Source organism: Streptomyces sp. NBC_00433 (assembly GCA_036015235.1).
Taxonomy (GTDB): Bacteria; Actinomycetota; Actinomycetes; order Streptomycetales; family Streptomycetaceae; genus Actinacidiphila.
Window position 1 is genome coordinate 3366663 of the sequence record CP107926.1, and the last position, 13839, is coordinate 3380501.

A 13839-nucleotide genomic window follows, 5' to 3' on the forward strand; every position below is an offset into this window, starting at 1 on the left:
TAATGCCGCCATACGGCCGCCCCACGTATCGGCTGTCACACGTCCGGGTGACAATGGCCGCGTGTGTGCCGCGCCGTCGCTCCTGGAACCGCGACCGCCGTCGCCCCTGACCGAGGTGGCGGACGAGCGGCTGGAGCGGCACGGGGTGCGGCTGCTGCTCAAGCGGGACGACCTGGTCCACCCGGATCTGCCGGGCAACAAGTTCCGCAAGCTGCGGCTGAACCTGGCCGCCGCGCTCGCGGACGGGCACGACACCCTGCTGACCTTCGGCGGCGCCTACTCCAACCATCTGCGGGCGGTAGCGGCGGCCGGCCGGCTGCTCGGCCTGCGGACCGTCGGGGTGGTGCGGGGCGAGGAGTTGGCGGGCCGCCCGCTCAACGCGTCGCTCGCGGTGGCCGCGGCCGACGGCATGCGGCTGGATTTCGTCGACCGGGCGACGTACCGCCGCAAGGCGGAGCCGGACGTGCTCGCCGCGCTGCTCGCCCGGCACGGCCGCGCCCGCGTCCTGCCGGAGGGCGGCTCCAACGCATTGGCGGCCGCCGGGTGCGCGGACCTGGGCAGGGAGCTGAGCGGCGCCGCCGATGTGGTGGCGGTCCCGTGCGGCACGGGCGGCACGCTCGCGGGACTGGCCGCGGGACTGGAGGCGGGGCATATTGCCGAGCCGGGGGAATGTACCGAGGCGCGGCAGTGTGCCGAGGCGATCGGCTTTCCCGTGCTGCGCGGCGGCGGCTTCCTGGCCGGGGACGTGCTGCGGTTGCAGCAGGAGGCGTTCGGTGGGCGCCGGGGGCGCTGGCGGCTGGACGACCGCTTCCACCACGGCGGCTTCGCCAGGAGCAGCCCCGCGCTGGAGGAATTCGCCGCGGACTTCGGGCGGCGGCACGGCCTGGACCCGGAGCGGGTCTACGTGGCGAAGATGCTGCACGGTGTCGTGACGCTGGCCTGCGAAGGGGCCTTCCCGCCGGGCACCCGGGTCGCCGCGGTGATCACCGGATGACGGACGGCCGTGTGCCCCTTGCGCCGGTCACATCAGCCGAACGTAACCTGGTGGCATGATCCGCCCCGCGACTCCCGCCGACCTGCCGGTCCTGCACGCCCTGATCCGTGAACTCGCCGACTACGAGCGGGCGCTGAGCGAGGCGAAGGCCACCGAGTCGCAGTTGCACACCGCGCTCTTCGGCCCCGACCCGGTCGCCCACGCGCTGATCGCGGCCGACGACGCCACCGGCGAGCCGGCCGGCTTCGCGCTGTGGTTCCGCAACTTCTCCACCTGGACCGGCACCGCCGGGCTGTACCTGGAGGATCTGTACGTACGCCCGCAGGCGCGCGGCGCCGGCCACGGCAAGGCGCTGCTGGCGGCGCTCGCGGCGATCTGCGTGGAGCGCGGCTGGTCGCGTTTCGAGTGGTCGGTGCTCGACTGGAACGAGAAGGCGCTGGCCGTCTACCGCTCCATCGGCGCCCTGCCGCAGGACGAGTGGACCGTGCAGCGGCTCACCGGACCGGCGCTGGCCGCACTGGCCGCCACCCGGTCGGACAACCGGACGAATTCGCATGCGAATTGAGACCCCGAGGGGAGACCGACCGTCCGTACCTGAGCGCTTACCATGGGTGACAGGACGGTATCGCTCACCGCCCCTGACCGCCCCGCGGAGCGGCTCGCCCATGGCGGTGGCCGTCCCCCGTCCGGGCGACATCAGGGCGCGGATCGCGATAGCGTCGCTGCGAACCAGAGCAATCACTGTGTGCCACCGTGGAGGTGAGGGTGTCCCAGAGCGCAGGCGAGCCCGGGTCGAAGGACTTCGTAGAGGTCCGGCTGCCCGCGGCGGGTGCGTATCTGTCGGTCTTGCGGACGGCCACGGCCGGTCTCGCAGCCCGGCTGGACTTCACCCTTGACGAGATCGAGGATCTGCGGATCGCCGTGGACGAGGCGTGCGCGATCCTTTTGCAGCAGGCGGTGCCGGGCAGCGTCCTCAGCTGCGTTTTCCGGCTGGTCGGCGATTCGCTGTGGGTGACGGTAGCGGCACCCACCACGGACGGCAGGGCGCCGGAGCGCGACACCTTCGCCTGGACGGTGCTCTCCGCACTGGCCGGCGAGGTGGACTCCACCGTCGCCGAGGACAAGACGGTCAGCATCAGTCTGCACAAGAAGCGCGGCGCCGTTCCAGGGCTGTCGTGAAGGTCGTGAAGATCGCGGACAGGGCGGCGCCGCCGCCGTCGTCGTCAGGGTCAGCGTGTCCCGGTCCCCCTGCGGGCCGGTGACGGTACAACCGTGCAGGAAGACGGGGAAACGCCATGAGTGCTGAGCTGTCCCGGGGGGAGAACCCCGGCACACCCGCGGAGCACGACCTGCCCGCGGTGCGCGGTCGCGCCTCCGTACCCGCCCAGCAGCCGGACCCCGCGGGTCCGGTCGGGCGGCCGCAGGCGGCTGGCGACGCGGCCAGGCCCCATCCCGAGCCCGCGGGCGGGCAGACCCCTAGGGACGCAATGGACGCGGCGGAGCAGGCGAGGACGATGGAGCAGCAGCCGGGCCGGCCGGCGGAATCGCGGCACGACGAGCAGCAGCCGGGCGAGTCGCCGCAGCCGGCGGAGCAGTCGCCGCAGCCGGCGGAACCCGCGACGGAGCCGCCGGCGGCGCACGACCCGCACGACCGGGCCGGCGCCCGGGCGCTCTTCGTGGAGCTGAGCAAGCTCCCCGAGGGCTCGCCGGAGCGGGCCGAGCTGCGCAACCAGCTGGTCCGCATGCACCTGCCGCTGGTCGAGCACCTGGCCCGGCGCTTCCGCAACCGCGGCGAGCCGCTCGACGACCTCACCCAGGTCGCCACCATCGGCCTGATCAAGTCGGTGGACCGCTTCGACGTGGACCGCGGGGTGGAATTCTCCACCTATGCCACGCCTACGGTGGTCGGCGAGATCAAACGCCACTTCCGGGACAAGGGCTGGGCGGTACGGGTGCCGCGCCGCCTCCAGGAGCTGCGGCTCGCCCTCACCACCGCGACCGGCGAGCTGTCCCAGCGGCACGGCCGCGCCCCGACCGTCCACGAGCTGGCCGAGCACCTGAAGATCTCCGAGGAGGAGGTCCTCGAAGGCCTGGAGTCGGCGAACGCGTACAGCACGCTGTCGCTGGACGTCCCCGACACCGACGACGAGTCGCCGGCGGTCGCCGACACCCTCGGCTCCGAGGACGAGGCCCTGGAGGGCGTCGAATACCGCGAGTCACTCAAGCCGCTGCTCGAACAGCTGCCGCCCCGCGAGAAGACGATCCTGCTGCTGCGGTTCTTCGGGAACATGACGCAGTCGCAGATCGCGCAGGAGGTCGGCATCTCCCAGATGCACGTCTCACGCCTCCTCGCCCGTACCCTCGCGCAACTCCGCGACAAACTCCTCATCGAGGAGTAGCCCCTCCCCGGGGCGTCCTGCCGCCGGCCGCGGTGGCTGACGGGCGCCCCTGAGAGGCGCCCCCTGGCGAAAGGGGGCCCTTACGTCGTGGTGCGGCGGATGCCGAGTGCGTCGGTCGTGGAGGGGTGGACGAGGCAGACCAGGCCGGCGACGGCGAGGGCGCCGAGAAGCACACCCCCGGGCACCACCGCTCCGGAGGAGTGCAGCATCGTCCAGGCGATGGGCAGGGCCAGCAGTTGCATGATCAGCGCCGGCCCCCGGCTCCAGCGCCGCACCTTGCCGAGCCCGTACGCCGCGGCCAGCGGCAACGCCGCCATGAGCAGCACCGTCAGCCCCGCGAGCACCGCGTTGTCGCTGTCGGTGAAGAACATCGTCACGCCCCACGCGGCGACCGCGAGCCCTTCGAGTCCGGCGACGGCGGCGGCCGCCCGAATCCGGGGGGTCGGGGCCGCGGGCGGCGGCGCGGGGGCCTCGGAAGGCTCGGGCGCGGGGTCGTGGGGGCTCTGGCTCACACCACTCAGCGTAGCCCGATGCGAAAAACCGTAGGTACGCTATCGGGCATGCGCGCACTTCTCGTCGTCAATCCCGCCGCGACCACCACCAGCGCGCGGGTGCGCGATGTGATCAGCACCGCACTGGCCAGTGATCTCAAGCTGGAGGTCGCGACCACCGAATACCGCGGACACGCGCGCGACCTGGCCCGGCGGGCGGTGGAGGGCGGCGAGACCGAGCTGGTGGTGTCGCTCGGCGGCGACGGCACCGTCAACGAGATCGTCAACGGCCTGCTGCACCGTGGCCCCGACCCCGACTCGCTGCCGCAGCTCGCGGTGGTCCCCGGCGGATCGACCAATGTCTTCGCGCGGGCGCTCGGCCTGCCCAATGACGCGGTGGAGGCGACCGGCGCCCTGCTGGACGCGCTGCGCGCCGGGTCCTCGCGGACGGTGGGCCTGGGGCTGGTGAGCGGCACCCCCGGCACCGAGGACGAGGGGGTGCCCGACCGCTGGTTCACCTTCTGCGCGGGCCTCGGCTTCGACGCCGGCGTGGTGGGGCGGGTGGAGCAGCAGCGGGAGTTGGGCAAGCGTTCGACGCATGCGCTGTATCTGCGCCAGGTGGCCCGGCAGTTCGTCGCCGACCCGCACCGCAGGCACGGCACGATCACGCTGGAGCGCCCCGACGCGGAGCCGGTGGCGGGTCTCACGACGGCGATAGTGTGCAACACCGCCCCGTGGACGTATCTGGGCAACCGGCCGGTCTACGCCTCTCCCGAGGCGTCCTTCGACACCGCGCTTGACCTGCTGGGCATCCACAAGATGTCCACTTTGTCCGGCACGCGCTACGCGGCGCAACTGCTCCGCTCCACCGCGGAGCGCGGCCCGCGGGGCAAGCACACCCTGGCGCTGCACGATCTGACGGACTTCACCTTGCAATCGCAGGCGGCACTGCCCTTCCAGGTGGACGGTGACCACCTCGGGCTGCGTACGAGCGCGACCTTCACAGGCGTACGCCGTGCACTGCGTGTGATTGTGTAAGTCGAAGAGCCTAAAGTCCTTTTACTCGAACGTTTAGGCTGCCCTGCACCCCATGGAAGTACGGCTGTGATCGAGGCGACACCGAGGAATCAAAAAAAACTTTCCTGAAGGGGTTGTATCTCCCGCCGAGGTTTGCGAGTCTCTAGGTGGCGATCGGGACGGCCGACAAACCGGCCCCCTTGAGAGCCCGAATCTTCCACCTCACACCAGCGGGACTGCACCAGTGAAGACTGGGTGGCGTCCCGTTCGCCGTGAAGGGATTCGTGAAAGCGTTCACATTCACAAGCAACGTGCTTGTCACACAAGGAGTTGGAGCAGCCATGGACTGGCGTCACCGCGCCGTTTGCCGCGAGGAAGACCCCGAGCTCTTCTTCCCCATCGGCAACACCGGTCCTGCGCTGCTGCAGATCGAGGAAGCCAAGGCCGTCTGCCGCCGCTGCCCCGTCATGGAGCAGTGCCTGCAGTGGGCGCTGGAAAGCGGCCAGGACGCCGGTGTCTGGGGTGGCCTCAGCGAGGACGAGCGTCGCGCAATGAAGCGCCGCGCCGCCCGCAACCGGGCCCGCAACGCCAGCGCCTGACGCGCTTCCCACCGAGCCGCAGCGCGCAGCACCTGTCACACGCGCAGCACGCAGCATCCGAAAGCCCCCGTGCCGATGTCGGTACGGGGGCTTTCGTCTGTCCTGCCGCGATGAACGCGATGAAGGGGTCAGCTTTCCAGGGGGAGTTCGAGGATCACCCGGGTGCCGCGGACCGGGGCGGGGAGCATGTCGAAGGTGCCGCCCAACTCGCCGACCACCAGGGTGCGGACGATCTGCAGGCCGAGGTTGCCGGCCTTCTGGGCGTCGAAGCCCGGCGGCAGGCCGCGGCCGTCGTCCTGGACGGTGATGGTGATCAGCTCACGGCCACGGGTGGCGGTGATGTCGACGCTGCCCGACTCCCCCGGCCCGAAGCCGTGTTCGAGCGCGTTCTGCAGCAACTCGGTGAGCACCATGGACAGCGGGGTGGCGATCTCCGCGGTGAGGATGCCGAAGCGGCCGCCGCGCCGGGCGGTGACCCGGCCGGGTGAGATTTCGGCGACCATCGCCAGCACCCGGTCGGCGATCTCGTCGAACTCGACCCGCTCGTCCAGGGTCTGGGACAGCGTCTCATGCACGATGGCGATCGAACCGACCCGGCGCACCGCCTCCTCCAGCGCCTCACGGGCGCTGTCGGAGTCCATCCGGCGGGCCTGCAGCCGCAACAGGGCGGCGACCGTCTGGAGGTTGTTCTTCACCCGGTGGTGGATCTCCCGGATGGTCGCGTCCTTGGTCATCAACTCGCGCTCGCGGCGCCGCAGTTCGGTGACGTCGCGGAGCAGCACCAGGGAGCCGGTGTGGACGCCCTTGGGCTTGAGCGGGATGGCGCGCAACTGGATGACGCCGTCGCCGCCCTCCACCTCGAACTCGCGCGGCGCCCAGCCACTGGCCAGTTTGACCAGCGCCTCGTCCACCGGCCCGCGGGCCGGGGCGAGTTCGGCGGTGGCCTTGCCGAGGTGCAGGCCGACCAGGTCGGCGGCCAGCCCCAGCCGGTGGTAGGCGGACAGCGCGTTGGGGCTGGCGTATTGGACGATGCCGTCGGCGTCCAGCCTGAGCAGCCCGTCGCCGGCCCGCGGCGAGGCGTCCATGTCGACCTGCTCGGCCGGGAAGGGGAAGGCGCCGGCCGCGATCATCTGGGCCAGGTCGCTGGCGCTCTGCAGGTAGGTGAGCTCCAGCCGGCTGGGCGTGCGGACGGTCAGCAGGTTGGTGTTGCGGGCGATCACCCCGAGCACCCGGCCGTCCCGGCGCACCGGGATGGACTCGACCCGTACCGGCACCTCCTCGCGCCACTCCGGGTCGCCCTCCCGCACGATCCGCCCCTCGTCCAGGGCGGCGTCCAGCAGCGGCCGCCGTCCGCGCGGGACCAGGTGGCCGACCATGTCGTCCTGATACGAGGTCGGTCCGGTGTTGGGCCGCATCTGGGCCACCGAGACGTACCGCGAACCGTCCCTGGTCGGCACCCAGAGCACCAGGTCCGCGAAGGACAGGTCGGACAGCAGCTGCCACTCCGAGACCAGTAGGTGGAGCCATTCGAGGTCGGAGGCGTCGAGCGCCGTGTGCTCGCGTACGAGGTCGTTCATGGAGGGCACGCCTGCGAGCGTACCCGGCGGCGCGAGGGGGGTGCGCTCGGCGCGGTTTGCGGGCACACTTTGTTCAGGCCGGGCACGAAATCCATGGCGTACCCATGGACAACGCGCAATGGTCTAGTCCACAATGTTCCAGCACAGCACCATGTACAAGACCTCCGGGCTCCCCGCACAGGAGCGCGGATCGAGGCGCGGCGTTCTCTGCCCTGACTACGCCCCCGCCTCGTGGTCGGCCCTATCGGGCCCGCGGGGACCGCACACCCCGCCGGCCACGGCGCCGACGTCTGCTCCGGGCTGCGGTGCCAAGAGAGGCTGAGGGTCCTCTCCCGGCACCGCGGCCCGAAGTGTTTTCTCGCCCTTGGGCGGAAAACGCTTCCGCCGCGGTGGCCGGGAGAGGACTCTCCCTTGCGCCCGGAGGGCGCCCCAGGGGCGCCGGCGGTGCCGGACTGCGCGCTCAGCCCGTCGACGGCCGGTGGTCCGGATGCGGCAGAGACAGCCCCTTTCGGCCGGTGGCGACGTGCACCTTGCCGACGGCTGGTCGCGCAGTTCTCCCGGGGTGCCCCCACGCGCCCCCAGGGGGCGCCCTCCCGGGCGCCAGGCAGACGCAAGGCATGGGTCAGTGGGTTTCGGTGACCTTGGCTATGGCGCGGGGGGAGTCGGGGTCCTGGCCGCGGGCCATGGCGATCTCCCAGGCCAGGCGTTGCAAGGGGAGGATCTCCAGGAGGGGCTGGAGGCACTCGGGGACGTCGGTCGTGGGCATCGCGAAGCCGCCGGAGGCCGCGCGGACCTGGAGGCGGGGGCCGATCACCACGAGGTCGGCGCCGCGGCCGCGGAGGCGGTCGAGCACCGGCTGGAGGGCCTCGCCGCCGCGCCCCTCGGTGACGATCGCGATGACCGGCGAGATGTTGTCCACCATGGCCAGCGGGCCGTGCAGCAGGTCGGCGCCGGAGTAGGCGAGCGCCGGGATGTAGCTGGTCTCCATGAGCTTGAGCGCCCCCTCCTTGGCCGTGGGGTAGCCGTAGCCGCGCGAGGTCATCACCATCCGCTCGGCGAAGCGGTAGCGGCCGGCCAGCTCGCTTATCTCGTCGCTGCGGGCCAGCACCTGTTCCGCCAGGCCCGGCAGGCGGTGCGCGGCGGTGGGGTCGAGGCCGCCCAGGCCCTTCACGAAGAGGTAGAGGACCAGCAGCTCGGCCGTATACGTCTTCGTGGCCGGCAGCGCCTTCTCCGGCCCCGCCTGGAGGTCCAGGTGGAATTCCGAGACCTCGGCGAGCGGCGAGTCCGGGTTGTTGGTCACCGCCAGGGTGATCGCCCCGGCCTGCCTGGCCGCCCTGGTGGACGAGATCAGGTCGGGCGAGCCGCCGGACTGGCTCACCGTGATCAGCAGGACGTCGTCCAAGTGCGGAGTGGCGCCGTAGGCGGTGGTGGTCGACATCGAGGTCAGCCCGCAGGGCAGGCCCAGCTCGACCTCGATCAGGTACTTCGCGTAGAGCGCCGCGTGGTCCGACGTGCCGCGGGCGCTGAGCAGCACGAAGCGGGGTTTGCGGTCGGCGATGCGGCGGGCCGTCGCGGTGATCCCGGGGGCCGCGCGGTCCAGCACGCGCCGCATCACCCCGGGCTGCTCGGCGATCTCGCCGGCCATGATCAGGCCCGGCCGGCTCCTGCCGGGCGCCGGGGACCGCGTGCTGTCCGCCATGCCCACCGCCTCCATCCCGCTGCCCGGGTACGGCCGGCAACCGCGGCCCGGAGCATTCCAACAGTCGACCACAGGACCCGGCGGACCGCGCGCGGAAGCGGGTGCGGACGGGGGGCCGGGGGCCCTCGGCCGGGGGGCGGGCACCTGATAGATTGGTCTATACCACACTCACCTCTCCAGAACGGCAGGCCCAGCGTGGAAGTTGTCATCGTCCCGGACGCCGCGGCAGGCGGCGGCCTCATCGCGGATGCCATGGCCGCGCTGCTCCACCGCAAGCCGGACGCGCTCCTCGGCGTGGCCACCGGATCGACCCCGCTGCCCGTCTACCAGGCGCTCGCCGCCAAGGTGCGGGCCGGCGCGGTGGACGCCTCCCGCGCCAGGGTCTGCCAACTGGACGAATACGTGGGGCTGCCCACCGGGCACCCCGAGTCGTACCGCTCGGTCGTGCTGCGCGAGGTCGTGGAACCGCTCGGGCTGTCCCCCGAGGCCTTCATGGGCCCCGACGGCGCCGCCGAGGACGTCCAGGCCGCCTGCGAGGCGTACGACGACGCGCTCGCCTCGGCCGGCGGGGTGGACCTCCAACTGCTCGGCATCGGCACGGACGGGCACATCGGCTTCAACGAGCCGTGCTCGTCGCTCGCCTCCCGCACCAGGATCAAGACGCTCACCGAGCAGACCCGGGTGGACAACGCCCGCTTCTTCGGCGGCGACATCGCGGCCGTGCCGCACCATGTCATCACGCAGGGCATCGGCACGATTCTTGAGGCGCGGCACCTTGTGCTGCTCGCCACGGGCGAGGGCAAGGCGGAGGCGGTCGCCGCCACCGTCGAAGGGCCCGTCGCCGCGGTCGTCCCGGCCTCGGCGCTCCAGCTCCACCCGCACGCCACGGTCATCGTCGACGAGCCCGCTGCCGCGAAGCTCAAGCTGGCCCCGTACTTCCGCGCCACCTACGCCGCGAAGCCCTCCTGGCAGGGCCTGTAGGCCCACCCACCCCTTGCGGGGAGCCGCCACACCCACGTGGTTGCCCCTCGCGGCGGCACCCGCACCTTGCGGTCCCCGTGGCTGCTCGCCGCGCCCTGCGACGCGCTGTCGCGGACTCCACAGTTGCGCTGTGTGGGTGGCCTGTCGCGCAGTTCTCCCCCAGCGCTTCGCGTGGGGGTACCCTCCCGCGCCCCTGAGGCCCTGCCCCTTGCGGTGCGCTGCTTGCCTGCGGCTGCGTCGTGGCTGGTCGCGCAGTTCCCCGCGCCCCTGAAAAACGCTTGCCCTCTGCGCAAGAGGCCCAGCCCCCTGGCAGGGGCGAACGCTTGGCGCAGGAGGACGCAGGCCAAAAGGGGCGCGTGGGGGTACCCCCACGCGAAGCTCTGGGGGAGAACGGAGCGACCAGCCAGGACGCACCGCAACTGTGAACGCAACAGAACGAGGCACCCACCCAGGGGCGCGTGGGGGTACCCCCACGCGAAGCGCTGGGGGGGAACTGCGCGCACAGCCACAACGGACCGCAACTGTGAACGCCACAGCAAGTGGCACCCACCCAGGGGGCGCGGAACGGCGCGAGCAGCCCCCGCGCAGGGGCACCGTGGAGTCCATAGCGGCACCCCGCAGGGGGTGGCGGCCGGCCCCCGGGCGACCGGGGGGAGGAGGTCAGCGCGAGGTCACGATGACCTCGGCCGCGGCTTCGCCGCATACGCGCGCCGCGCCGTGCGTGGCGACGTGGAGGGCGCCGCAGGGCGGCGCCTGGGGGACGCCCATCTCGACGACGATCGTGGAGGGCCTGGCGGCCACCAGGCCGCCGAGCGCCTCGGCCATCCACGCGTGCCGGTGCACGTCGCGGACGACGGCGACGATCCGCCGTGTACCGGCGGCGCCGAGCACGCCCTCGACGAAGGACGCACCGCCCGCGTCCGCCGCGCGGAAGGTGGCTGTCTCGGTGCCGGGCAGCAGGCGGCCCAGCTCCGCGGCCACGCCCCACGGCGTGTCCTCGCCGACGGCGATGTTGGCCACCGGCGTGAAGGCGGCGACGTAGGGCGCCGTGTCGAGCGGCTCGAAGCCGGGCTCGCGGGTGACCCGCAGTGCCCGCCTGGCCGCTTCGAGGCCGACCTCGGCGGCGGGTGCGGTCCCCACCGCGGCACCCGCCTGCTCGGCCGTCCAGGCGGCCAGCTCGCGGACCCGGGCCGCCGCGTCGGCGAGCCGTTCCCTGGGCAGGTCGCCGGACTCGACGGCGGTGACGATCGCGTCCCGCAGGGCGTGCACGGTCTGCTCGTCGGCGAGCCCGCCGCCGACGCAGATGGCGTCGGCTCCGGCGGCCAGCGCCATGACGGTGCCGCGTTCGATGCCGTACGTGGCGGCGATGGCCTGCATCTCGATGCCGTCGGTGACGATGAGGCCGTCGTAGCCGAGACCGCCCGCTTCGCGCGGGGCGCGCAGCAGGCCGGTGAGGGCGGCGGGGCTCAGGGTCGCGGGCAGCTCGGGGTCGAGCGCGGGCACGAGGATGTGCGCGCTCATCACGACCTTGGTGCCGGCGGCCAGGGCGGCGCGGAAGGGCACGAGTTCACGGGACCGCAGGGTCGCGAGGTCGACGTCGATGCGCGGCAGCGCGTGGTGCGAGTCGGTGGCGGTGTCGCCGTGGCCCGGGAAGTGCTTGACGCAGGCGGCGACGCCGGCGGACTGCAGGCCCTCGACGTAGGCGGCGGTGTTGCGGGCCACCAGGTCGGGGTCGGCGCCGAAGGAGCGTACGCCGATGACCGGGTTGCCCGGGTCGGAGTTGACGTCGGCGGACGGCGCCCAGTTGAGGTTGACACCGCATTCGGCGAGCCGGCGGCCGAGTTCGGCGGCCACCGCCCGGGTGAGCTTCACGTCGTCGACTGCGCCGAGCGCGAGGTTGCCGGGGAAGGACGAACCGCCGCGTGCCTCAAGGCGGGTGACGTCGCCGCCCTCCTCGTCTGCGGCGACCAGCACGTCCGGCCGCACCGCCCGCAACTGCGCGGTGAGCGCGGCCAGTTGCTCGGGCGACTCGATGTTGCGGGCGAACAGCGCCACCGCGCCGAGGCCTTCGGCGAGCTGCCGCAGCAGCCACTCGGGCGCTGTGGTGCCGACGAAGCCGGGCTGCAGGACGGTCAGCGCGTCGCGGACCAGGAGGTCCGCAGGCGTGTCGGTGGAAATGACGGTCATCCCTTCACCGCCCCGGCCGTGAGGCCGGCGGCCATCTTGCGCTGGACGAGCAGGAAGAGGATCACCACGGGGACACCCATCATGGTGGATCCGGCCATCATCGGCGCGTACTCGGTTCCGTGCTGGGTGGTGAACGACCCCAGCCAGACGGTCGCGGTCTGGTGGTCCTGGCTCATCACGAGCAGCGCGTAGAGGAATTCGTTCCAGGCCTGGATGAATCCGTAGATGGAGGTCGCGACCAGGCCGGGGGCCAGCAGCGGGAAGACCACCCGGATGAAGGCGCCGGTGCGGCTGCAGCCGTCGACCATGGCGGCTTCTTCCAGCTCCTTGGGGATGTTGACGATGAAGCCGCGCAGCGTCCAGACGGTGAAGGGCAGCACGAAGGTCAGGTACGTCAGCACCAGGCCGGAGAGCTTGTCGATCTGGTGGATCTGGTTGAGCAGCAGGAAGACCGGGATGATCATCGCGACCAGCGGCACCATCTGCACGGTCAGGATGCCGACGATGACGACCTTGCGGCCGCGGAAGGCGAACCGGGAGATGGCCAGCGCCGCGAGCAGGCCGATGATCGAGCCGACCACCACGGTGCTCGCGCTGACGATGAGGCTGCGCTCGACCGGGCCCCAGAAGTCGCTGATGTTCAGGGCGCGGTGGAAGTTCTCCAGCGACACCGGCAGCGGGAAGAAGTGCGGGTTGGGGTCGATGGCGTCCTTGGCGGGCTTGAACGCCGTGTTGATCATCCAGTAGACCGGGAAGGCGGCCACGACGAAGACCAGCAGGCCCAGGATGTTCCAGCCCAGTTTGGCGTTGCGCCGGCGGCGGGTGACCGCGGCCAGGGGGTCGGCTTTGGCGGCGGTCGGCCGCGAGGTCAGCGCGCTCATTCCACCTCTCCGATCTTCAGCATCTGCCGCATGTACACCGCGACCACGCCGAGCAGCAGCAGCACGGTGAGCAGTGCGATGGCGGAACCGGTGGCGTAGTCGTTGACACCGAACGCCTTTTCGTACGAGTAGGTGGTGAGCAGCTGGAACTCGGGTTCCGGGTGGCCGCCGCGCATCAGCCACACCTGGGCGAAGACGCCCATGTCCCAGATCACCGACAGGGTCGTCATCATCACGACCAGCGGCTTGATGATCGGGAAGGTGACGTAGCGGAAGACCCCGAAGGCGTCGGCGCCGTCCAGCCGGGCGGCCTCCTCCAGCTCCTTGGGGACCTGGGTGAGGCCGGCGCTGAGCGTGATCACCACGAAGGGGATCGCGCCCCACACCACCTGGAGCATGATCACGCTCAGGCCCTCGGGCCCCGAGGCGAACCAGTTGTGGCCGGTGTAGTCGACGCCGGGCAGCCGGCTCAGCGTCCAGTTGACGACGCCGTAGTCGCTGTCGAACATCCACTTGAAGACGGTGACGGCGACGACCACGGGCATCGCCCAGCTGGCGACCAGCGCGATGTTCACCAGGGTGCGGACCCAGCCGGAGACCCGTTGGAGCAGCAGGGCGACCAGCATGCCGATGACCATGGTGAGGATCACCGCGCTGCCCGCGAACAGCACGGTCCTGATCACCACCGACCAGAACTCGTGGTCGCCGAGGATCGCCCGGTAGTTGTCGAAGCCGACCCAGGTGGCCGGTTTGAAGCCCCACAGCTGCGGCTTCTTGTAGTCCTGGAAGGACAGCGTCCCCAGCTTGATCAGCGGGTATCCCAGGACGAGCACCAGCACCAGGATGCATGGTGCCAGCAGCAGCCACGGTGTGGCGGCCCGCCCGAGACGGATCCTGCTGCGCCGGGTGGCGCCGGCTCTCCCGGGCCGTCGGCCGGGAGGTGATGAGTGCCGCCGTGGCGGCGGCACCTTGGTGGTGGTGGTATCGGCGGCACTCATCACGTGCTCCTCAGCG

The 13839-nt window shown here is 71.8% G+C and carries 13 protein-coding genes; 7 read left to right on the forward strand and 6 right to left on the reverse strand.

Annotated features, from left to right (window positions below; all coding sequences use genetic code 11):
* The first annotated feature begins 61 nt into the window (after positions 1 to 61).
* The 4 genes from OG900_13805 (at position 62) to OG900_13820 (ending at position 3393) form a co-directional block, all read left to right on the forward strand.
* A complete protein-coding gene (locus tag OG900_13805) occupies positions 62 to 994 on the forward strand; it encodes a pyridoxal-phosphate dependent enzyme (protein WUH91074.1) in 933 nt (310 codons plus the stop codon).
* Between the two features lie 55 nt (positions 995 to 1049).
* A complete protein-coding gene (locus tag OG900_13810) occupies positions 1050 to 1559 on the forward strand; it encodes a GNAT family N-acetyltransferase (protein ID WUH91075.1) in 510 nt (169 codons plus the stop codon).
* 200 nt (positions 1560 to 1759) lie between these two features.
* Positions 1760 to 2173 (forward strand): anti-sigma regulatory factor, encoded by a 414-nt coding sequence (locus OG900_13815; protein WUH91076.1) that lies wholly within the window; start codon positions 1760 to 1762, stop codon positions 2171 to 2173.
* A gap of 116 nt (positions 2174 to 2289) precedes the next feature.
* A complete protein-coding gene (locus tag OG900_13820; GenBank protein ID WUH91077.1) occupies positions 2290 to 3393 on the forward strand; it encodes a SigB/SigF/SigG family RNA polymerase sigma factor in 1104 nt (367 codons plus the stop codon).
* A gap of 80 nt (positions 3394 to 3473) precedes the next feature.
* Here the strand turns inward: OG900_13820 and OG900_13825 are convergent, their stop codons facing one another.
* Entirely contained in the window at positions 3474 to 3905 is a 432-nt protein-coding gene (locus OG900_13825) for a hypothetical protein (protein ID WUH91078.1), read from the reverse strand.
* Positions 3906 to 3953: 48 nt separating this feature from the next.
* Between OG900_13825 and OG900_13830 the strand changes: the two genes are divergently transcribed.
* Both OG900_13830 and OG900_13835 read left to right on the forward strand, forming a co-directional pair.
* Positions 3954 to 4922 (forward strand): diacylglycerol kinase family protein, encoded by a 969-nt coding sequence (locus tag OG900_13830; GenBank protein ID WUH91079.1) that lies wholly within the window; start codon positions 3954 to 3956, stop codon positions 4920 to 4922.
* Between the two features lie 320 nt (positions 4923 to 5242).
* Entirely contained in the window at positions 5243 to 5500 is a 258-nt protein-coding gene (locus tag OG900_13835) for a WhiB family transcriptional regulator (GenBank protein ID WUH91080.1), read from the forward strand.
* A 128-nt stretch (positions 5501 to 5628) separates the two neighbouring features.
* Here the strand turns inward: OG900_13835 and OG900_13840 are convergent, their stop codons facing one another.
* Both OG900_13840 and OG900_13845 read right to left on the reverse strand, forming a co-directional pair.
* Positions 5629 to 7077, reverse strand: coding sequence for a PAS domain-containing sensor histidine kinase (locus OG900_13840; GenBank protein ID WUH95746.1), 1449 nt, complete (start codon positions 7075 to 7077; stop codon positions 5629 to 5631).
* Positions 7078 to 7699: 622 nt separating this feature from the next.
* Positions 7700 to 8776, reverse strand: coding sequence for an SIS domain-containing protein (locus OG900_13845; GenBank protein WUH91081.1), 1077 nt, complete (start codon positions 8774 to 8776; stop codon positions 7700 to 7702).
* Between the two features lie 195 nt (positions 8777 to 8971).
* Between OG900_13845 and nagB the strand changes: the two genes are divergently transcribed.
* A complete protein-coding gene (gene nagB, locus OG900_13850) occupies positions 8972 to 9757 on the forward strand; it encodes a glucosamine-6-phosphate deaminase (GenBank protein WUH91082.1) in 786 nt (261 codons plus the stop codon).
* A gap of 660 nt (positions 9758 to 10417) precedes the next feature.
* On the opposite strand, the gene OG900_13855 is transcribed toward nagB, so the two are convergent.
* The 3 genes from OG900_13855 to OG900_13865 are packed head-to-tail and all read right to left on the reverse strand — an operon-like array spanning position 10418 to position 13823.
* The gene (locus OG900_13855) at positions 10418 to 11944 is read right to left on the reverse strand and encodes a glycoside hydrolase family 3 protein (GenBank protein WUH91083.1); all 1527 of its coding nucleotides are present in this window, start codon (positions 11942 to 11944) and stop codon (positions 10418 to 10420) included.
* Entirely contained in the window at positions 11941 to 12825 is an 885-nt protein-coding gene (locus OG900_13860; GenBank protein WUH91084.1) for a carbohydrate ABC transporter permease, read from the reverse strand. The genes OG900_13855 and OG900_13860 overlap by 4 nt, the downstream gene beginning before the upstream one ends.
* Entirely contained in the window at positions 12822 to 13823 is a 1002-nt protein-coding gene (locus OG900_13865) for a sugar ABC transporter permease (protein ID WUH91085.1), read from the reverse strand. Before OG900_13865 ends, OG900_13860 begins: the two co-directional genes overlap by 4 nt.
* Between the last annotated feature and the right edge of the window lie 16 nt (positions 13824 to 13839).

Bases quoted from the DNA above. Each gene is read 5' to 3' on its own strand.
- OG900_13835 (WUH91080.1), top strand. From the start codon at position 5,243: ATGGACTGGCGTCACCGCGCCGTTTGCCGCGAGGAAGACCCCGAGCTC.
- OG900_13865 (WUH91085.1), bottom strand. From the start codon at position 13,823: ATGAGTGCCGCCGATACCACCACCACCAAGGTGCCGCCGCCACGGCGG.
- OG900_13830 (WUH91079.1), top strand. From the start codon at position 3,954: ATGCGCGCACTTCTCGTCGTCAATCCCGCCGCGACCACCACCAGCGCG.
- OG900_13810 (WUH91075.1), top strand. From the start codon at position 1,050: ATGATCCGCCCCGCGACTCCCGCCGACCTGCCGGTCCTGCACGCCCTG.
- OG900_13820 (WUH91077.1), top strand. From the start codon at position 2,290: ATGAGTGCTGAGCTGTCCCGGGGGGAGAACCCCGGCACACCCGCGGAG.
- OG900_13845 (WUH91081.1), bottom strand. From the start codon at position 8,776: ATGGCGGACAGCACGCGGTCCCCGGCGCCCGGCAGGAGCCGGCCGGGC.
- OG900_13855 (WUH91083.1), bottom strand. From the start codon at position 11,944: ATGACCGTCATTTCCACCGACACGCCTGCGGACCTCCTGGTCCGCGAC.
- OG900_13840 (WUH95746.1), bottom strand. From the start codon at position 7,077: ATGAACGACCTCGTACGCGAGCACACGGCGCTCGACGCCTCCGACCTC.
- OG900_13860 (WUH91084.1), bottom strand. From the start codon at position 12,825: ATGAGCGCGCTGACCTCGCGGCCGACCGCCGCCAAAGCCGACCCCCTG.